This window comes from Salinicola corii, from assembly GCF_008298015.1.
Lineage (GTDB): Bacteria > Pseudomonadota > Gammaproteobacteria > Pseudomonadales > Halomonadaceae > Salinicola > Salinicola corii.
Genome location: NZ_VTPX01000010.1, coordinates 55,747 through 72,675, shown reverse-complemented (window position 1 = coordinate 72,675; position 16,929 = coordinate 55,747). Strand labels below are relative to the sequence as shown.

25 protein-coding genes are annotated in these 16,929 nt (G+C 62.0%); 17 read left to right on the top strand and 8 right to left on the bottom strand.

The window, feature by feature from the left end; genetic code table 11:
* The first annotated feature begins 79 nt into the window (after window positions 1–79).
* Complete coding sequence (locus F0A16_RS16465) at window positions 80–319, top strand: type II toxin-antitoxin system RelE family toxin (RefSeq protein WP_223119811.1); 240 nt, start codon at window positions 80–82, stop codon at window positions 317–319.
* Entirely contained in the window at window positions 303–635 is a 333-nt protein-coding gene (locus F0A16_RS16460; RefSeq protein ID WP_149436465.1) for a helix-turn-helix domain-containing protein, read from the top strand. Before F0A16_RS16465 ends, F0A16_RS16460 begins: the two co-directional genes overlap by 17 nt.
* Window positions 636–828: 193 nt before the next feature.
* Here the strand turns inward: F0A16_RS16460 and F0A16_RS16450 are convergent, their stop codons facing one another.
* The 6 genes from F0A16_RS16450 to F0A16_RS16425 all read right to left on the bottom strand — a co-directional run bounded on the left by F0A16_RS16450 (window position 829) and on the right by F0A16_RS16425 (window position 4,552).
* Window positions 829–1,017: an acetyltransferase gene (locus F0A16_RS16450; RefSeq protein WP_187776054.1), complete on the bottom strand. Its 189-nt coding sequence runs from the start codon at window positions 1,015–1,017 to the stop codon at window positions 829–831.
* Window positions 1,014–1,364, bottom strand: coding sequence for a DUF488 domain-containing protein (locus F0A16_RS16445; RefSeq protein WP_223119810.1), 351 nt, complete (start codon window positions 1,362–1,364; stop codon window positions 1,014–1,016). The genes F0A16_RS16450 and F0A16_RS16445 overlap by 4 nt, the downstream gene beginning before the upstream one ends.
* Before the next feature lie 1,060 nt (window positions 1,365–2,424).
* Window positions 2,425–3,018 carry a S24/S26 family peptidase gene (locus F0A16_RS16440; RefSeq protein ID WP_149436463.1) on the bottom strand — a complete coding sequence of 198 codons (594 nt, stop codon included), beginning with the start codon at window positions 3,016–3,018 and terminating at the stop codon, window positions 2,425–2,427.
* A 69-nt stretch (window positions 3,019–3,087) separates the two neighbouring features.
* Entirely contained in the window at window positions 3,088–3,276 is a 189-nt protein-coding gene (locus F0A16_RS16435) for a hypothetical protein (protein WP_149436462.1), read from the bottom strand.
* Between the two features lie 12 nt (window positions 3,277–3,288).
* Window positions 3,289–3,759 (bottom strand): hypothetical protein, encoded by a 471-nt coding sequence (locus tag F0A16_RS16430; RefSeq protein ID WP_149436461.1) that lies wholly within the window; start codon window positions 3,757–3,759, stop codon window positions 3,289–3,291.
* A 115-nt stretch (window positions 3,760–3,874) separates the two neighbouring features.
* Window positions 3,875–4,552: an XRE family transcriptional regulator gene (locus F0A16_RS16425; protein WP_149436460.1), complete on the bottom strand. Its 678-nt coding sequence runs from the start codon at window positions 4,550–4,552 to the stop codon at window positions 3,875–3,877.
* A 105-nt stretch (window positions 4,553–4,657) separates the two neighbouring features.
* Here F0A16_RS16425 and F0A16_RS16420 point away from each other — a divergent pair, with 105 nt between their 5' ends.
* The 12 genes from F0A16_RS16420 (at window position 4,658) to F0A16_RS16360 (ending at window position 10,319) form a co-directional block, all read left to right on the top strand.
* Window positions 4,658–4,885: a DNA-binding protein gene (locus F0A16_RS16420; RefSeq protein WP_149436459.1), complete on the top strand. Its 228-nt coding sequence runs from the start codon at window positions 4,658–4,660 to the stop codon at window positions 4,883–4,885.
* A gap of 12 nt (window positions 4,886–4,897) precedes the next feature.
* Window positions 4,898–5,104: a ribbon-helix-helix domain-containing protein gene (locus tag F0A16_RS16415; protein WP_149436458.1), complete on the top strand. Its 207-nt coding sequence runs from the start codon at window positions 4,898–4,900 to the stop codon at window positions 5,102–5,104.
* A 233-nt stretch (window positions 5,105–5,337) separates the two neighbouring features.
* Window positions 5,338–5,601, top strand: coding sequence for an ogr/Delta-like zinc finger family protein (locus tag F0A16_RS16405; protein WP_149436456.1), 264 nt, complete (start codon window positions 5,338–5,340; stop codon window positions 5,599–5,601).
* A gap of 33 nt (window positions 5,602–5,634) precedes the next feature.
* Window positions 5,635–6,021: a hypothetical protein gene (locus F0A16_RS16400; RefSeq protein WP_149436455.1), complete on the top strand. Its 387-nt coding sequence runs from the start codon at window positions 5,635–5,637 to the stop codon at window positions 6,019–6,021.
* Between the two features lie 35 nt (window positions 6,022–6,056).
* Complete coding sequence (locus F0A16_RS16395; protein ID WP_149436454.1) at window positions 6,057–6,476, top strand: hypothetical protein; 420 nt, start codon at window positions 6,057–6,059, stop codon at window positions 6,474–6,476.
* Window positions 6,473–8,875: a replication endonuclease gene (locus F0A16_RS16390; protein WP_149436453.1), complete on the top strand. Its 2,403-nt coding sequence runs from the start codon at window positions 6,473–6,475 to the stop codon at window positions 8,873–8,875. Before F0A16_RS16395 ends, F0A16_RS16390 begins: the two co-directional genes overlap by 4 nt.
* Before the next feature lie 12 nt (window positions 8,876–8,887).
* On the top strand, window positions 8,888–9,124 hold the full coding sequence (locus tag F0A16_RS16385) for a hypothetical protein (protein WP_149436452.1): 237 nt from the start codon (window positions 8,888–8,890) through the stop codon (window positions 9,122–9,124).
* Entirely contained in the window at window positions 9,117–9,311 is a 195-nt protein-coding gene (locus F0A16_RS16380) for a hypothetical protein (protein WP_149436451.1), read from the top strand. The genes F0A16_RS16385 and F0A16_RS16380 overlap by 8 nt, the downstream gene beginning before the upstream one ends.
* A complete protein-coding gene (locus F0A16_RS16375; RefSeq protein WP_149436450.1) occupies window positions 9,304–9,525 on the top strand; it encodes a TraR/DksA C4-type zinc finger protein in 222 nt (73 codons plus the stop codon). Before F0A16_RS16380 ends, F0A16_RS16375 begins: the two co-directional genes overlap by 8 nt.
* Entirely contained in the window at window positions 9,515–9,730 is a 216-nt protein-coding gene (locus F0A16_RS16370; protein ID WP_149436449.1) for a hypothetical protein, read from the top strand. Before F0A16_RS16375 ends, F0A16_RS16370 begins: the two co-directional genes overlap by 11 nt.
* Before the next feature lie 11 nt (window positions 9,731–9,741).
* Window positions 9,742–10,011, top strand: coding sequence for a hypothetical protein (locus F0A16_RS16365; RefSeq protein WP_149436448.1), 270 nt, complete (start codon window positions 9,742–9,744; stop codon window positions 10,009–10,011).
* On the top strand, window positions 10,008–10,319 hold the full coding sequence (locus F0A16_RS16360; RefSeq protein WP_149436447.1) for a hypothetical protein: 312 nt from the start codon (window positions 10,008–10,010) through the stop codon (window positions 10,317–10,319). Before F0A16_RS16365 ends, F0A16_RS16360 begins: the two co-directional genes overlap by 4 nt.
* Here the strand turns inward: F0A16_RS16360 and F0A16_RS16355 are convergent.
* On the bottom strand, window positions 10,314–11,657 hold the full coding sequence (locus F0A16_RS16355) for a tyrosine-type recombinase/integrase (protein WP_149436446.1): 1,344 nt from the start codon (window positions 11,655–11,657) through the stop codon (window positions 10,314–10,316). The genes F0A16_RS16360 and F0A16_RS16355 overlap by 6 nt on opposite strands.
* 576 nt (window positions 11,658–12,233) lie before the next feature.
* Here F0A16_RS16355 and F0A16_RS16350 point away from each other — a divergent pair.
* Together F0A16_RS16350 and F0A16_RS16345 are read left to right on the top strand one after the other, a co-directional pair.
* Window positions 12,234–12,575 (top strand): hypothetical protein, encoded by a 342-nt coding sequence (locus tag F0A16_RS16350; protein WP_149436445.1) that lies wholly within the window; start codon window positions 12,234–12,236, stop codon window positions 12,573–12,575.
* Window positions 12,576–12,799: 224 nt separating this feature from the next.
* Window positions 12,800–13,546 carry a metal ABC transporter permease gene (locus tag F0A16_RS16345; protein WP_149436444.1) on the top strand — a complete coding sequence of 249 codons (747 nt, stop codon included), beginning with the start codon at window positions 12,800–12,802 and terminating at the stop codon, window positions 13,544–13,546.
* Between the two features lie 44 nt (window positions 13,547–13,590).
* On the opposite strand, the gene F0A16_RS16340 is transcribed toward F0A16_RS16345, so the two are convergent.
* Window positions 13,591–13,818, bottom strand: a complete 228-nt coding sequence (locus F0A16_RS16340) for a hypothetical protein (RefSeq protein ID WP_149436443.1) — start codon at window positions 13,816–13,818, stop codon at window positions 13,591–13,593.
* Window positions 13,819–13,972: 154 nt separating this feature from the next.
* On the opposite strand from F0A16_RS16340, the gene rapA reads away from it, so the two are divergent.
* Complete coding sequence (gene rapA / locus F0A16_RS16335) at window positions 13,973–16,924, top strand: RNA polymerase-associated protein RapA (protein ID WP_149436442.1); 2,952 nt, start codon at window positions 13,973–13,975, stop codon at window positions 16,922–16,924.
* Window positions 16,925–16,929 lie beyond the last annotated feature (5 nt).

Sequence of the window (16,929 nt, the reverse complement as noted above, 5' to 3'; positions counted from 1 at the left end):
TAAGTATTGTCTTTGCAAATGCTTATAAAACGACATACCATGGCTTCATCGGACGCGGGGGAAAGATGAACACCATCCAGTGGAAGACCAAGGCCTTCAAGCAACTGCGGAAGCTGCCGCCGAAGCAACAGGCCACCCTTATGAAGCGGTTCAGTCTCTCGCCGAAATGCCGGACGTGCACAACGTCAAAGCCCTGAAAAAACACCAGTACGGCTACCGCCTGCGGGTTGGCAACTACCGCGTGCTGTTCGATTGGGACGGTGGCATTCGAATCGTACAGATCCAGGAGGTGAGAAAACGCGATGAACGCACATACTGAGAATGTCCAGATCATCAATGGGCCGGATGGCGCCCCGGCCTACGTGGTTATCCCGTATCAAGACTACTTGGCTAGCCACACCGAACCCGACCTGATCCCCAATGAAGTCGTCGGCATGGTCGTGAACGAAGACACCACCATGGTCGCGGCATGGCGGCGATACCTGGGGCTGACGCAAGCGCAAGTCGCCAAGCGCATCGGTATTTCTCAGTCGGCCTATGCTCAGCAGGAAGCCGCGCGGAAGCCGCGCCAGGCGACATTGGAAAAAATCGCCACGGCGCTAGGCATCACGGTGGAGCAGTTGTCGGAAGAGTGACCCATCGATGGACTGAAACCGATGGAGGTCGAACCATGCTTTTCCTATCGCTATCGAACGGGGCGACGATACCCATACCACCGGGATCGTGTTTCCTGACATCCCCGACGCCATCACCGCCGGGGACACCGTAGAGCGAGAATACGAACTGGCGGTGGAAGTCGCTCATATCGCTGACCGGAGTCAGCGGTCACTAATCTTTTGCCGTCAATTCTCTCATTATCGCATCGACGTCTATTGTCTGAATCGCACTAATAGACGCTTCAACGGCGCCCTCGTGGCATAGACCCAAAATAGCAGCGTCTTCGTAACCTACCTTCGCGGCCTTTATACAAGCTTCCTTCACCCGCACGGCGATCATCAAAGTAGCGTCGTCGTTCATGACCTCTCCAAATACGTCTTTAGTATCACCGCGTTGTTATATTCAGTACTCCGTGCTGCGAATAGCAACGTCAATCTTTGCTTCTTGGTGATCTGTCGAAGGCTTTTTATGGACTCTGGATCAGCGCTGGAGAGCTCAAGTTCATACGCTTTTCGAAATTCATTCCATCTCGCCTGATCATGCCCGTACCATTGCCGCAGTGATTTAGAGGGAGCGAGCTCTTTTCGCCACTCATCAATTTTAGCGTCACGCTTAGCAATTCCCCTGGGCCACAGACCGTCCACTAGCACACGGTAACCATCTTCTGGTTTGGCTTTATCATAAATACGCTTAATCTGAATTTTCACGATGACCTCGCGAAGCATTACCTAGACAGTCGGCATTGAAAAGTCAGGTTTCACTATTGTGTTGAGCGATAAACGCAAATCTCTCTATCAGGACCCATTATAGGTGAATGCTGAATAAGGTTTGGAACCTCATCACCATCACAGCCGAATTTTCTCCAGATCTCCGCACAAACTTCGCTCCCGCCGTCCATGACATAATATAAGCCTCCGTCGAACCCCCTGGTAAATCTGATAGCAGTTGACCGGTGGGCGTTGATTTTGTATTCAGTGTCGGAACGCATTTGCAACTCAATGCACTGAAGAGAGGCTTGAAGAGCCATCCCGAACTGCTGAGGAGAAGGCCCCCCGTTGGCTTTCGCAGGAGAAGACATCGTCATACCTAGACACCCAATCAATAAAAACGCAAATAAAACAAGCACTTGCATTCACCTCGATAATAGCGCAGGAACACGAAACCTTGCCAATCACACTATGGGCTGATCATAGCCCCAAAGGCTAGACGACGCATTCACAATTGCTTGATTTTTTCACATTGTGCTTTGCACCTGTAGTCTAAAATCAAATGTTTTAAGGTTACAGATATGTCTAATTTGTCAACTCGGTGGACGAAAGCAAAAACGACACTAACCCTACTCATATGCATGGGCGCATTGGCATCAAGTCTGAGCGCCATCTATATGAATGGATTACCCTTCGGCAAGTATTGGGGCAGTGACCCTCTTCCGGCCACTACGCTGCTATGCAAATATCAATTTACGATGTTGAAAATCGCCAAAAGCATAAAACAGTTGAATACAGAAAAGCGAGGCAAAGTTCTGGGCAACAGTGAATGTTTTCACTTGCGCCAGAGTTCAGAGTACTCAATTGTTGGAGGTGGCCCAGGTTTCTATAAACTCGAGACTGTGATAGACGGTAAAGTCCGCAATCTTTATATTAGCGAACTAGAATACAACCATATGGTTACCGGCAGATCGAGGGGAATGGCCCCGTACTTGGACCATTTACCCCATTAGTTGCATAGCAAAACCACCTAGCCCCTATAATACATCCCGCCTAGCCGCTACCGCGTAATTTGGTGGGTATCGTGCAAATACGCACAAATTGCCTCAGCACACTGCGCCCGGCTTTGTAGCGCTCTTTCGCAGTAGTCGTCCCAGCTCCCGCCGCAGCGCTGGGAGATCGCCTTCCGGAGCGTCTCGACAAACGCCCCAGCTCTTACCTGTCCCCCGCTGCTCTGCATGTAATCGTGACAGCACTCATGAAAACGCCGCGCATCCGCCGGGCTAGACGTGTTCCAGGTTGATACGCTGAACCAAGGTGCAAAGGCATCGGCAAGCGTCGTGTCGGCGATCTCTTCCGGCTCGAAATCATTCGCCGGGTTGCGCGCCCGACGCACCACCACGCCCACGCAATCGAGCGCAGAGGCCGGCACCGCATGCCCACCGCCCATCGGTACGAGCCGCAGATAACCGCCGATCCGGTGTGAGCGATAGGCCCGCATTTCGTCGTACTCGTCGCAGGCCAGCACCAAATCACCGTATTCGGTGATTCGTTTCTCGTCAGCGACCAGCACGTCACCCTCGATCAGTTCCCCATCGATGCCCGCGCCCGGCGAGACTTCCACCAAAAAGCTCGAGGCCGGTAAATCGCTCACCGGCATCTCCTGAATCGCTGGATGGCCGGCGCACTCCGCCACCGGTCCGAGATAAGTCACCTTCATGAATCACTGAACAACCAAGTAGATAATGCCGAGCACGACCAGAGCCACACCCCCAAAAAACCCGCCCGCGAGACAGGACAGAAAGAAATTACTGATCGCGCCACGGCCCAAAGAGCGCTGGTGATACATCGATCGAACGGTGACAACGACCGATAAGATTAGGATCGCAATGATCGCGAGAGTCCAAGCCATGTCATCAGCTCCTTAATTGCCTTGTGCGCAGTATTCGATCATCTCGTAGTCCTGCCCCCACTCTCCGCGACATGAAGAGACCAGCGACGTTGGATAACCGGATAGACGATCTCGCGCCGCCCGCTGCTTCTCGATGCAGTACTCGACCATCTCGTGATCGCTGCCCCACTCGGATTGGCAATGGCTGGTAACTTCGTCGGCGCTGTCGGACGCGAGGCGATTTTGGGCCGCACTCTGCTCATTGAAGCAATAGAGCGCCATTTCATAATCGGGTAGCCACTCCTCGGCGCACGCGTCTCGAATCACGCCTGATTTCTGGCCGAATTGACGGGCGGCAGAATGCTGCTCATCGACGCAGTAAGCGCGCATGTCAGCATCGTTAGGCCACTCGTTGGCACAAAATGAGGAGGTTTCGTCTGCGAAAAGCGGCGAAAAAGCGCTCGCCGACAATAGGCATAAGCCCAATAGGGCACGTTTAGCCATTCTGTTTCCCTTGCGTAGTGGCGCAGCTCTGTTGGCCGCTTTAGTGCCGCAGTTGGAGTGCAAACCAGGCGTTATCGCCCTCGTTTGCCTATCGGCAGATTCTTGGAATTATTGACTAGCTAATCTCACCCAGGCGCGTCCGCACCCGGCCAAGTATCGCGACTTCCTGCATCTGGCCGCGGCGGATCATCTCTTTCTCGTAGTGGGTGTTATCGCTGATCAGGTACATCGCCCCACCGGCAAGGCGCTGCACGCGCTTGATGCGCAGCTCCCCACTCACCCACACCAGGAACACCCCGGCCTGCGCGAAGTTGGTATCGTCCAGATTGACGAACGTCCAGTCGCCATCGAACAGGGTCGGCTCCATGGAGTCACCGCGAACGCGAATACCGGCCAGCCGCGCACCGACTAGACCCAGTTGAGTCAGCGTCTCAGAGTCGATCGTGAAGGTTCCGACAATGCTCTCGTTCTCGAGCGAACGGCCAGCACCAGCAGCGCCTTCAACGTCATACAGGGGAACGCAGCACCCGCCAAGATCACCCGAAGAATCCGCAAAGATACCCGCCTGAGCCTCGCTTGAATTCTCGCTGCTGACTGCATGCTTACCGGTCAGCGTATAGAGGACATCCACGCCGATCTTATCGAGCGCGACCAGGTAGTCGGCTTTCGGATGCCGCTGGTCCGTCTCATAGAGAAGTTGGGTGTTCTTGGTGATCCCAGCCTTCCCGGCGAAAGCAGTTTGGGTCATGCCCAAGCGCTCTCGCTCTGACTTCAAACGCCGACCAACTGTCATTTATTTAGCTACCTTCGCTTGACATTAATCCGTTTGGATACCAGCATACGAATACCAACACGCTCGAACACATACCAAACACCAACCAACACGCAGGTTACCACAATGCCCCTGTCACTCGCTCAAGCCCGAGAACGACTGGATCAGCGCGGCATCAGCCTTGCCGAATTCAGCCGCATCAATGACCTGAACCCGAACCTTGTTAGCGACCTACTCGCCGGCCGCAGGAAAGGTCTTCGCGGTGAGTCTCATCGCGCAGCCGTACTGCTGGGCATCAAACAAGGCTTCCTCCCCGAATCACCGCGGCCGACCGCTGCGCTTCCGGCTCTTTGAGGAATCGTCGCCATGTACCAGGACCCCAAACGTGTTCGTAGTCACAAGTGCACCGTTTATCTGGACGAGTACGAGGCCGCGATCATTCAGGCCCACGCCAACTATGCCGGCGTTTCCCGGGCCGAGATGATGCGCCAGCTCATGCTCCAGCAGGCCCGCGAGGCATTCGGTGTCGACCCCACATCGCTCTCGAGCAATGTGCCAGTGAGCGCCGGTTGAAAGAAGCCGTACATAAACCGTCTTTCCACCGTGCAAAACGAGGCCCCCATGCCGGAACAACTCCTCGAATTCGATGAACACACGGCAGCCGTGCTCGATGCCGTCTGCGAACGGGAAGGCCTGGGATCGCGGCGCCAAGCCGCTGAGTTCTTGCTTCGGACCAGCATCAGAGAAGGCAACGCCAGGCTCACCGGCCGAGGCCGCGCACTCTACCCAGTTTCAGGAGGACACCGGTGACCAAACCTGCACAAGCGAGAAACACGTGTCCGCACTGCGGAAGCTATGCGCGGGTGCGCTACTCGAAGCAGGTGACACCGATTTACCGCGAAGGCGCGATTGAGTGCCAGAACGCGGATTGCGGCTGGCGCGGCAAGTTCTCGTTCGAGTTCACCGTCACGCTCACGCCGAGCATGACACCCAACCCGGACATCACCTTGCCGGTATCGGCAGGCGTCCGCGCAACCATGCTGGCTCAGCTACTGCGCGAGTCCAGCTAAACCGCCCCAGGGCGTATTTCGAGAGACGACACCATGACCATCGCAACGCTCTCCGCCGGCCCCCAGGCCCGGCGGCTCCCCCAACTCGACCCCAAAAACGCCGCCACCGGTTATCTGCTGCGCTACTGCCGGGGGCTGAACCGCCGCGAAGCGCTCGAGAACTGCACCCAGTTTCTGATGAGCGAGCACGCCATGCCGGAAGCGAAAGCCGAGCTGTCCGCGATCCACGCCAGCGCCGAGCTGGAGTCGCTCAATCAGGTCGCGTGGCTCGATCTCGAGGCCAGCACCGAGCATGTCGTCGTGCTGCGCACCGCCGGCGGCCTACCGATCTCGTTCACCGTTGGCGACCTGCTCGCCACCCGTGAGCAGGCCCGGGACCGGGGCGCGCTTCGCGTCGTGCGCCACCGCGCCCAGCAGTAATCCCTACGCCCACACGGACAACGCGAGGTCTCACCATGGCAGCCGCGACTCAGACCCTCCCCACCGAGACAAAACGTCATCTGTCGGTCGTCCAGCCGGATGGCCGTGCCGGCTTCGGCGCCCTGCGCGCCGAGCTGCATGCGCGCTGCGCCGACAAGGATCTGGCCGAACTGTGGGCGGACATGCCGACCAACGAGCGCAAGACGGTGCTGGCCAGCGCCCAGATGCAGGCCCGCGACTCTCTGCGCGGCATCGGCGAGATGAACCGGGCCGAGCGTGACGCGATTCGCGCCGCCATTGGCCGCATGAGCCGCTACGCCCAGCGGCTGGGGGACCGACTCAAGGGCGAGAGCCCGAACCGGGAACTGGCCGCCAACGCCCGCCGGGCCATCGCCCAGGGCGATACCAAAACAGCTTTGCACTGGCTAAGCCTGATCGAAGCGGGGGCGCAATGAGCGCCATCGAACGTTCGGAAGCCTACGGCGCTCCGGGTTCCGGTCATGGCGACTACCGTAAGCCGAGCTGCGCGGAGTGGCGACAGGAGCATGTCTTCGGCCGTTTCCCCTCGCTGGCCGAGGACCTGGCCACCGGTTTCATCCACGTCGCCGAGCGTTACGGCAATGCGGCGGGCAACCGCTGGCTGACACGGCAGACGGCGGATCTGATCGAGCCGGCGCACGTCTACAAGCGCTTTCCCGTGATCGCGGACGATCTCCAGCGCGCCTTCATCGCCCGGCGCAATGCCCAGCCCACCACCATCGAGGGCATCCGTGCCGGTTGCGACTGGCTGCGCGTGGTGGAATCTCGCCTCAAGATCGGCGGGCTCAATGCCACCCACGACGACGACGCGCTGGTCGATTACGCCCGGGCGCAGGCCCGGGCCGTCGAGGACGAACGCAACAAGCTGATCGGTGGCATCGCCGACCATAACCGCCGCCTGCGCCTCGGCCTGCTGCCGCCACCCCGGCGCGTTCGTCAACCGCGTGGCGTGTCGCTCTCCGCCCAGTCGCGCTCCATGGCGCGCCAGATCGCCGAGGCGCGTAATCCGCTGACGCCGCCGCCGGGAGGCATCCAACTGATGGCGGTGTTCCGGTGGGAGCGGGCGCCGGTCATGAGTCTGGCCGTGGCCGACGAGATGGCGGCCGCCGCCGCGCGCAAGCGCGCCACGCTCCACGACATCGCGCCGCCGCCGGTGAAGCAGAAGGCCAGCGTTCAACTGGCGCGGCTGAGTTGCCCCAGCTTCTGGCGACGCAAACTGCGCCGGCTGGCCGGGCGACGTCTCGAGCAGGTCCAGCGCGAGGCGTACCGCGTCCACGCGCAGGCCGGCATCTACTGCAGCGACATGACCATCGAACGCCGCCGCGCCCAGCGCGTCCGCAACCGCACGCTGCTGGAGACCCTCGAGGCGATCAATCAGGAAGGCCAGACCTACACCCTGGCCGAACTCGCCGAACTGGGACTGGCCAATCCGGACCACCGCCGCGCGGAGCTGATGCTGCGGATCCGGGATACCGAAGTCGAGGCCCGCCGCCTCGGTCACGTCGGCATGTTCTACACCGTCACCGCGCCGAGCCGCTTTCACCCGGTCAATGCCAACCGCTACACGGACCGCAACGGCCGGGAGCGCTACCGCTGCCGCCGCAATCCGAAATACGACGGCTCCACACCGCGCGAGGCGCAGCAGCACATCCAGAAGGTATGGGCGAAGACCCGCGCCAGGCTGGCACGGGCCAAGCGGGCCATCTATGGCATCCGCGTGGTGGAACCGCACCACGACGGCACCCCGCACTGGCATCTGCTGGTGTGGATGAAGCCGGAGGATGTGGAGGCCGTCAGCCAGACCCTCCGCGATTACGCCGAGGAAGAGTCGCCGGAAGAGTTGTTCAACCGCTTCGGCAAGACCACCGCGCGCTTCGATGCCAAGCGCATTGACTACTCAAAGGGCACGGCCGCCGGCTACGTGGCCAAGTACATCTCGAAGAACATCAATGGCGAGCAGTTCGCCAGGGCCGGCATCGAGGGCGACGAGCTGGACAGATACGGCCACGATCTCAACAGCGCCGCCCCGCGCATCGAGGCATGGGCGGCGTGCTGGGGCATTCGCCAATTCCAGTTCGTGGGGCTGCCCAGCGTCACGGTGTGGCGCGAGATCCGCCGCCTCACCGAGAAGCAGGAAGGCGAGCTTCGCAAGTGGGAGGAAGCCACCAATCCGCAGCCCCGCGCGGCGGCCACCTTCCACCGCATCCGCGAAGCCGCCAACGCCGGCCAGTGGGACCGGTTCCTCCGACTCATGGGCGGCCCCAATACGCCGCGCAAGCTGCAGCCGATCAAGCCCTGGAGCATCCCCGCCTTCCGCACCGGCAAGGGCGACGACGACTTCAGCCACGCCACCGGCGAGCAACATCGGGAGTTCATCGAGCGCGGACGCTACGGCGACGAGATCAAGGTGCCCAAAGGCCTCGCCGTCAACGATGGCAAGGGCGGCGTCTCCGAATACCTGACGCGCCTCTATCGCTGGAACGTGCGCCCGAAGCGTGCCGCCGCGTCGGGGTTTTTGGGAGGTGGCGAAGCCGCCGACCCTTGGACTTGTGTCACTAACTGTACGGACCCCGGCACGGGGGCCGGCCAAAGCCTCATCCCTCGGAGCCTTTTGACTCCGAAAGAACTCACCCAGGAGGAGCTCGACGAGCAACTCCAGCGATATCGAGAGTGGCGCGCCAGTGAACACGTCCGGCAGGAAATGGAAAACGCCGATCTCGAGCACCGAATGATCCAGGCCGCCGTCCGGCGGCACCCGAAACCTGCCCCGCCGGAAAGGCAGGGCACCCCCGAGCATTTCCCCGAGGGGATCTGACAGGAGACCGATATGACTCATCAGAAGACGAGCAAACCCCGCTGGACCGGCGTCGACATGGCGGTACCACGCGGCACGTTGCAGGACGCCGGCGAAGTCGAAGTGCTGGCGCCCAGCACCGGCGCGACCCGCCACCGCTACGCCATGGTCATCGCCTTCGACAGCGAGGAAGCCCTGCGCCAGGCCGTCGTCAATCACCGCTGTGCGTATCGCGACAGCCAGCGCGTCCAGGAGCTGAACCATGGCTGATATCAAGAGCGCCACCGTCGAAGAAAAAACCAAGATCTGCGTGAGCTGTGGAGAGGACTTCCCTGCAGACCGTGAGTTCTTCTACGGCAACCGTCGCCAGCCGGATGGTCTGAGAAGCACCTGTAAAGGCTGCTACAGCGAGTTGCCGAGCGTGCAAAAGCGAACGAAGGAGCGCCCCCATGGCTGATGCAGCAGACAACGCCGGTGCTGTCATCGAGCGCCACCTCTCCAACGCCCTCGCCCGGCACCAACTGCCGGTGACCGTCGCCGGCGCGATGGATATCGACTGTGAAGACTGCGGGGCAGAGATTCCGGCCCAGCGTCGACAGGCGGCGCCCTGGGCGACCACTTGCATCGACTGCCAGTCGATCCGCGAAGCCAGGGGGCGCCATGTTCGGTGAACGTATCAAGCGGCTGACGAATATCGCGGCCTTGCTGATCCTCGCGCTTGCTATCGGCGTCGCTCTTCAGACCGGAACCGCGCTGGCTTCTCGCTTCATGCCACGCATCGAGGTGATCGAGATCCACACTAGCGATCTGTCAGAGACGACAAACATGACCACCACCGATCCGCGCCCGGCGATGCCGGGCCGGTATCAGTACTGAGGGGCCGAACGATGGCTGGCAATCCCCACGCCCGCGCCGCGGGCATCCTATGCCGCGATCCGGCGTTCCGGCTCTACCTCGACCGCCGCGCCCGCGTCAGATTCGGCGCGGACGTGCCGGACGGCACACACACCGAGCAGGACGCCGGCGACTGGATCCGGAAAGCGTGCCGCGTCGGCAGCCGCGCCGAACTCGATACCAACCAGCAGGCCAGCGCGACGTTCCGGCTGATTCAGAACCGATTCAATCGCTGGAGAGCGAGAAACAAGGAGGCATCATGAGAGCCGCACAGCCAAACCCTGATCAGGCAATCGCCGACGCGCTGGCGCGCGTCAAAGCTGGCGTGGATCCGTCGATGATCGAGCTGCCCGACATCGTGGTGTTCCCGCGGCTGATCCCAGCCATGCCGGCGACGGCGAGAAAGGCGCGCGGTACCGGTACGCTGCTGGGCCGCCCCGGGCCGCGTTTCGTGAAGCGAGGCCACCAGGTCCGCTATCGTCTGTCGGACGTGTATGAGTGGCTCGAATCGAGCGAGAGCTACGCCAGCACGGCAGAGGCCGCAATGCATCGTGCTGCCGCTGCCTCATGACTGTGGAGGGGCGCCCCTATCACGCCCGATCTGAGCGAAGAGCTGCACCGCTTGACGCTTATGATCGGGCTGGAGGTGAGCGTAGTACTTGATGGTGGTCTGGATATCGGAATGCGCCATCAACTTGCTCACCGTCAGCAGATCGACACCAGCCATCACCAACTGACTCGCGAAATTGTGGCGCAACGTATAGAGCGCCAGGTCTTCATGCAGCCGGCCCAGCTTTCGAACGTTCCTCCACGGGCCGCGCATGCCACTCTTGCCTAATCGCTTCCCCGATGTCGGCGACGGGAACACATAGCCGCTCCGTGGCTTCCCCTGCTGCTCCCACCATGCTCTCAACACGGCCAGCACTTCATCCGATAACGGGAACGTCTGCGGCTCCGGTGTCTGGTGCGCCGTCTTCTCGATGATCTTGCGAATCGTCGCGAACTCGAAATTGATGTGCGGCCACCGCAACCCCATGAGATCTCCAGGTCGAAACCCGGTGTAATACATGGTGAGCAACCAGGGCGACACGTGATCGACGTAGGCGACGCCATCGAGATCCGGCAGGTAGCCTTTACCGTGGGCTTGGCTGTTGCGGCGCCGACGCCGCTTCTCTTCCTGATACGCTTCCAAGCCTTCGAAGAACTGGCCAACTTCGTCGGGCTCCAGATAGCGCCGCGCCTCGTCCTCCTCGAGATCTTCCTCCGTGAGCGCTGGCTTTTGGAGGCGAACGCCGCTAATCGGATTGGAGGGGATCACCCCACGGTGAGCGGCGTGATTCAGCAGCGTCTGCAACGCCCCATAGGATCGGGAAAGTGTCGAGTAGGCGAGGCCACGGACAGGCGGCTCGGCATTCAGGTCGCCGGTTTCCATCTTCGATTGCCAGCGCTCGACGTCGCTGCGGTCGAGCCCATCCATCGGACGGTTGAGCCAGTCGGGAAAATCGCGCTCGATCCGCCTAAGCGTTGCGTCGCCATCCTTCCGGCGTCGCTGATGATCGGCATAGTCACCCCGGAGGTAGACGCCTAGCGTCTGCTGCTGTTGGTAAACCGCCTGGGCTTTGGCCTCCTCCAACACTGCTCGGGGATCGCCACCACGTGCCACGATCCCGAGTGTCTCGCGGGCAGACTCACGCGCCTGGGCGGCGGTCAGTTCCCCATACCTACCGAGCGTCAGAACCCGCCGCTTGTTTCCCGTGTTGTAGTACGAGACACGCAACGCCAGGCCTCGCTGGCCAGCGCGTACGTGATAACCTCCCAGCTCGCTATCCCATACCTCATCGCTGTTCGGCAGCTCGCGCGCCAGGCGATCAAGCGCTCGCGTTGTCAGCTTTTCCGTGGTTTTCCCCATGCCCGTCTCTAGGTTCCGTATAGGTTCTGAGAGGAGGATAAAACCGGATAAGTTGGGCAACAACCGGAAAAGACCGCAGACACGTAACGTATTGATTTGAAATGGATATAGTTATCCACTTGAGATTGTGGTTATCTCAAGTTATATTATCCACAGGCCTTCGGGAGGCAGAGGTCGTAGGTTCGAATCCTGCTATTCCGACCACCGTATTGCAAAACGCCCGTTCAGGCACTGCCTGGCGGGCGTTTTTACGTCTGGCCCGGCGTGGCCGTCCAGCATCGACCGCAACGCTCCGCGCACCGCCCCTTGCGCCCGGCCGCGTCTCGCGCGGAAGCGCTCGACCGCTGGCCCCACCTAAGAAGCATGGGCAAACGCGGTCACACTCCCTAAAGTGAGAGAGGAGAGGGATATATAGGATCCCCCCAGGAAGCCTCAGGGAATCCAGCCTGAATAACACGGCGCCGAGCCGGAAAAGCCTGCGCCTTGCGGAAACGTATCGGGCCGAATCCTCACCTCTCGCCACCAGCGCTTGCCAGGGGCCCACCCGCTACAGGCATGCCTGCCAGGAGAATCATCATGTCCACATGGCTTCGCACCACCACCATCACGCTCTGTCTTACCTTGGTCACCTTCGCGCAGGCCAGCGCACAGGACAGCGAAGCACCGCCCCCCTGGCCGGCAAAAGCCATCGAAGCGTCCCAGGCCCAGTGCCGCGCCAACATTACCGCCAGTGGCATCGAAGGACCCAAGGTCGAGCGCTACTGCGAATGCGCCACCAAAGCCCTGCAGGCGCGTTTTTCCGCAGCGGAGGTCCGCAAAATGCAACGCGAGTACAATCCGGGCGACCGTGAAGACCGCCGCCCCCCAGAGCTCGACAAGACCCTCGACCAGTGCTCGCCGGTCCTCGAGTCCCAGTAAACGCCGCCTTTGTTCACCTCCCGCATCCGCGATGCGATTGCTGCAGCCAGAGGAGCGAGCCTCGCGGGCCCACCCGAGCCGCCAGCGTGCTATGGGGCGTCGCTTGGGCGGCGATGCCCCCACGGGCGCGGGTGCTTGACAATTCCTCGCGATCGACTGAACTCCAGATAGCGGCTTTCTCAGAAAACTTAGCCGCCCCACGATTCGCAAGGAGAAGGATTCTCATGCCAGCCATTACCGCAACTCGCGCGCTTCGCATGGCGTTGTTCGGCCTGACCGTCGGCTGTTTCGCCGCCAGCGCCCTGGCGGCACAGAACATCCCCAACAACCTGCGCGGCACCATTACCGCCGTCAGCGACGACGGCATCACCGTCGAGTCCATCACCGACGGCAGCAGCCACCGGGTGATAATCGACGACGACACCCGACTCGCCGCCGTCAGCAAAAGCAGCCTCGACCAGATAGAGGAAGGAACGTTCATCGGCACCGCCAACGTGCCCGGCGAGGACGGGCAGCCGGCAAAAGCACTGGAGATGGTGATCTTCCCGGCATCGATGAAAGGCACCGGTGAAGGCGACTATCCTTGGGATATGCCGCGCGGCGCCACCAAGGGCAGATCCGGTGATGGAAAGCTGGGCGGCAATGGCAGTGGCTCGACCATGACCAATGGTACCGTCAGTTCCACCGGCGACGGCAAGATGAGTGACGCCTCCAGCGGCTCGACAATGACCAACGGCACCGTAAACCGTGCCGCCGACGAAGATGGCATGATGACACTGACGGTCGACTACGGCGATGGCAGCAAGCAGATTCGCGTGCCGCACGATGCTCCCACCGTGAAGGTCAGCAAAGGCTCCATGGACGATCTCAAGCAGGATGCGGCGGTCTTCGTCGCCGGAGACATCACCCAGGATCCGATCGAGGCCAAGGCGGTAATCGTCGGGCTCGACGGTACCGTGCCACCGATGTGAATCGCAGCCGGCCATGCCCCCGCCTGGCCGCTGACGAGACTCGCTCAGACCTCGTCGCGCATCTCCCGCCGGCGACGCTCCTTGTTGCGCCGATAGCGCCGGACCAGCGCCAGCCAGCCGGCGGCCGCCAGCATCGCTGCAAGCGTCGCGCCCTGCCACGGTCTCGCGGCATCCCCCAGTAAGGTCTCCAGCGTGATGATCAGGATGAAACCTGTCGCCTGACTGGCGATCGCGATGCGCCGCAGCCCATCTCTTTGCCTTGTCCCCGCCATGCCCCCTCCTCGAGCCCTGGAATGAGCGCCGGCGCAGTGTAACGCCATTGACCAGGCATGCCGAATCCTTCAGTGCTTAAGGCCGACCCCGGTTTAGGCTAGAATGCGTCGCCCATTCGATCCGTTCCCGCAGCGTACACACGACCGAGGCACCATGAGCGATTTCTCTCCCGGCCAGCGTTGGATCAGCGACGGCGAAACCGAGCTCGGGCTCGGCACCATCCTCACCGTTGACGCACGCAGCGTTACCGTGCTGTTCACCGCCAGTCAGGAAACCCGCACCTATAGCGCCCGCCAAGCCCCACTGACCCGGGTGGTGTTCGGGCCCGGCGATCGCATCGATACCGCCGACGGCGGCCAACTGACCGTCGAACGCATCGAGGAACGCGATGGGTGCGTGACCTATCATGGCCGGACCGACGACGGCGAAGCCGTGTCGCTCAGCGAAGCCAAGCTCTCCGACAGCATGCGTTTCCATCAGGCGCAGGACCGCCTGCTGACCGGGCAGGTCGATCGCAACGACTGGTTCGAATTGCGCTACCGCTCGCTGCATCACCACCAGCGTATCGCCCGCAGTCCGGCGCTGGGGCTCGCGGGACCCCGTATCGATCTGATCCCGCACCAGCTGTACATCGCCGACGAGGTGTCACGGCGTCACGCGCCCCGCGTGCTGCTTGCCGACGAAGTCGGGCTGGGCAAGACCATCGAAGCCGGGCTGATCCTGCATCGCCTGCTGTTGACCGGACGCGTCGACCGCGCCCTGATCCTGGTGCCCTCCAGCCTGACCCATCAGTGGCTGATCGAACTGCTGCGCCGCTTCTCGCTTTCGGTCACCCTGCTGGACGAGGCCCAGAGCGAGGCATTCGACGAAGAGAACCCCTTCGAGAGTGGCCAGTGCATCCTGGCCAGCCAGGAGTGGCTATTCGCCAATCCCCGTCGTCAGCGCCAGATCGAGGCGTGCCAGTGGGACCTGCTGATCGTCGACGAGGCACACCACCTCGACTGGTCGCCGCAGGCCGAGGGGCCGGGCTATGCCTGCATCGAGAGACTCTCGGCGCGTATCGCGGGCCTGCTGCTGTTGACCGCGACGCCGGAGCAGATGGGACTGGAGAGCCATTTTGCCCGACTGCGCCTGCTCGACCCCGATCGCTACCACGACCTGGAGCGCTTCCGTGAAGAGGAGGCCGGCTACGCGGCCGTGGCGGCGGCGATCGAGGCGCTCGAGCGGCTGCCGGGCAACGCCGCCGACCGCGACCGCATCGGTGCCATCATCGATGACAGCGACAGCCGGGCGCTGCTCGAGACGCTGCTGGACAGCGAGAGCGACACCGGCCAGCGGGAGAGCGCGCGCCGACAGCTGCGCGAACAGCTGCTGGACCGCCATGGCACCGGCCGCGTCATGTTCCGTAACAGCCGGCGCCATGTCGGGGGATTTCCCGAGCGCCACCTCCACGTCGCCTCGTTGTCGATGCCATCGGCCTATCGCGACCAGTTCCAGGAGCTGCGCGAGGGCAATGACCACTTTGCCGCCCGCCTGACCGCTGCCGATCTGAGTACGCACGAGGCTCGCCTCTATCCCGAAGCGGCCTACCGCACCCTGCACGATGATGCGAACCACGATGAGGTCCCGTGGTGGCGATTCGATCCCCGGGTCGAATGGCTGATCGGCCAGCTCGAGACCCTGGGCAGCCAGCAGAAGGTCCTGGTGATCGCCCATCGGCGCCAGACCGCCGTGGATCTGGCCGAGGCGATGCGCGTGCGCGCCGGCGTCCAGGCACCGGTCTTCCATGAAGAGATGAGCCTGGTCGAGCGCGATCGCGCCGCCGCCGCCTTCGCCGACGACGATAGCGGCTGCCAACTGCTGATCTGCTCCGAGATCGGTTCCGAGGGACGCAACTTCCAGTTCTGCCATCATCTGGTGATGTTCGACCTGCCGTGGCATCCCGATCTACTGGAGCAGCGCATCGGACGACTCGACCGCATCGGCCAGCTGCACCCCATCGACATTCACGTCCCGGTGATCGAGGGCAGCCCCAGCGAAGCACTGCTGCGCTGGTATCGGGATGGTCTCGCCGCGTTCGAGGCCCCGCACGCGGCGGGCGGCGACGTACTCGAGGCTTTCGGCGACGCCTTGCGCGAGAGCCTCGACGACGGTCAGGAGGGCAGCGGCGGCCTGGACGCCCTGATCGAGGAGACCCGCACCTTCAACGATGCCCGCCTCGCCGAACGCGAAGCCGGTCGCAACCGGCTGCTGGAGTGGAATGCGTGCCGCCCCGAGCGCGCCGACGCGGTGATCAGCACGGTGGTGGAGCAGGACAACGACAGCGCCCTGCCACGCTACGTCGATCAGGCGCTGGATGTCTTCGGCGTCGACAGCCGGGATCTCGGCAACGGACTGATGCATCTCACGCCGGGCGCCCACATGATCGACAGCCTTCCCGGTCTGGCCCAGGGCGACGAAGGGTTTACCGTCACCTACTCGCGCGCAAGGGCGCTGGCACGCGACGACATCCAGCGTCTCTCTTGGGAACACCCGCTGGTCATGACCGTGATGGAGCGCGTGCTCGACTCCAGCCTCGGCAACACCGCACTCGCCCTGCTCAAGCATCCCAGCATTCCCGGCGGCAGATTGATGCTCGAGCTGATCTACCGCACCCACTGCCCCGCTCCGCGCCGACTGCAGCTGGGGCGCTTCCTGCCGGACACGGGTATTCGCGTCCTGCTCGACGAGAGCGGCGCCAACCTGTCGGACAAGGTCACGTTCAGCGGACTCTCCCGCAACCTTCAGCGGGTCAAGAAAGGCGTTGCCAGAGAACTGCTGAAGTCGCGTCACGACCAGTTGCGCAAGCTGCTTGTGGAAGGCGAGCGGGAGGCACAACGCGAACTGCCGACGCTGGTCGAGCGCGCGCAGCGACAAATGCGGGAAACGCTGGACCTGGAACTCTCTCGGCTCAAGGCATTGTCGCGACACAATGGCGCCATTCGCGACGACGAACTGCAAGCAATGAGCGACGAGCGCCACGCCCTCGATACCGTCATCGAGAGCGCATCGCTGCGTCTCGACGCGGTACGTGTCATCGTTACCGTCGACAAGGACGCCCGATAGCTTGC

Coding starts and splice junctions, on each gene's coding strand:
- F0A16_RS16355 (WP_149436446.1), bottom strand. CDS start 11,657: ATGGGGAAAACCACGGAAAAGCTGACAACGCGAGCGCTTGATCGCCTG.
- F0A16_RS16385 (WP_149436452.1), top strand. CDS start 8,888: ATGACTCATCAGAAGACGAGCAAACCCCGCTGGACCGGCGTCGACATG.
- F0A16_RS16360 (WP_149436447.1), top strand. CDS start 10,008: ATGAGAGCCGCACAGCCAAACCCTGATCAGGCAATCGCCGACGCGCTG.
- F0A16_RS16380 (WP_149436451.1), top strand. CDS start 9,117: ATGGCTGATATCAAGAGCGCCACCGTCGAAGAAAAAACCAAGATCTGC.
- F0A16_RS16350 (WP_149436445.1), top strand. CDS start 12,234: ATGTCCACATGGCTTCGCACCACCACCATCACGCTCTGTCTTACCTTG.
- F0A16_RS16460 (WP_149436465.1), top strand. CDS start 303: ATGAACGCACATACTGAGAATGTCCAGATCATCAATGGGCCGGATGGC.
- F0A16_RS16390 (WP_149436453.1), top strand. CDS start 6,473: ATGAGCGCCATCGAACGTTCGGAAGCCTACGGCGCTCCGGGTTCCGGT.
- F0A16_RS16340 (WP_149436443.1), bottom strand. CDS start 13,818: ATGGCGGGGACAAGGCAAAGAGATGGGCTGCGGCGCATCGCGATCGCC.
- F0A16_RS16370 (WP_149436449.1), top strand. CDS start 9,515: ATGTTCGGTGAACGTATCAAGCGGCTGACGAATATCGCGGCCTTGCTG.
- F0A16_RS16400 (WP_149436455.1), top strand. CDS start 5,635: ATGACCATCGCAACGCTCTCCGCCGGCCCCCAGGCCCGGCGGCTCCCC.
- F0A16_RS16435 (WP_149436462.1), bottom strand. CDS start 3,276: ATGGCTTGGACTCTCGCGATCATTGCGATCCTAATCTTATCGGTCGTT.
- F0A16_RS16425 (WP_149436460.1), bottom strand. CDS start 4,552: ATGACAGTTGGTCGGCGTTTGAAGTCAGAGCGAGAGCGCTTGGGCATG.
- F0A16_RS16365 (WP_149436448.1), top strand. CDS start 9,742: ATGGCTGGCAATCCCCACGCCCGCGCCGCGGGCATCCTATGCCGCGAT.
- F0A16_RS16375 (WP_149436450.1), top strand. CDS start 9,304: ATGGCTGATGCAGCAGACAACGCCGGTGCTGTCATCGAGCGCCACCTC.
- F0A16_RS16430 (WP_149436461.1), bottom strand. CDS start 3,759: ATGGCTAAACGTGCCCTATTGGGCTTATGCCTATTGTCGGCGAGCGCT.
- F0A16_RS16395 (WP_149436454.1), top strand. CDS start 6,057: ATGGCAGCCGCGACTCAGACCCTCCCCACCGAGACAAAACGTCATCTG.
- F0A16_RS16345 (WP_149436444.1), top strand. CDS start 12,800: ATGCCAGCCATTACCGCAACTCGCGCGCTTCGCATGGCGTTGTTCGGC.
- F0A16_RS16420 (WP_149436459.1), top strand. CDS start 4,658: ATGCCCCTGTCACTCGCTCAAGCCCGAGAACGACTGGATCAGCGCGGC.
- rapA (WP_149436442.1), top strand. CDS start 13,973: ATGAGCGATTTCTCTCCCGGCCAGCGTTGGATCAGCGACGGCGAAACC.
- F0A16_RS16415 (WP_149436458.1), top strand. CDS start 4,898: ATGTACCAGGACCCCAAACGTGTTCGTAGTCACAAGTGCACCGTTTAT.
- F0A16_RS16450 (WP_187776054.1), bottom strand. CDS start 1,017: ATGAACGACGACGCTACTTTGATGATCGCCGTGCGGGTGAAGGAAGCT.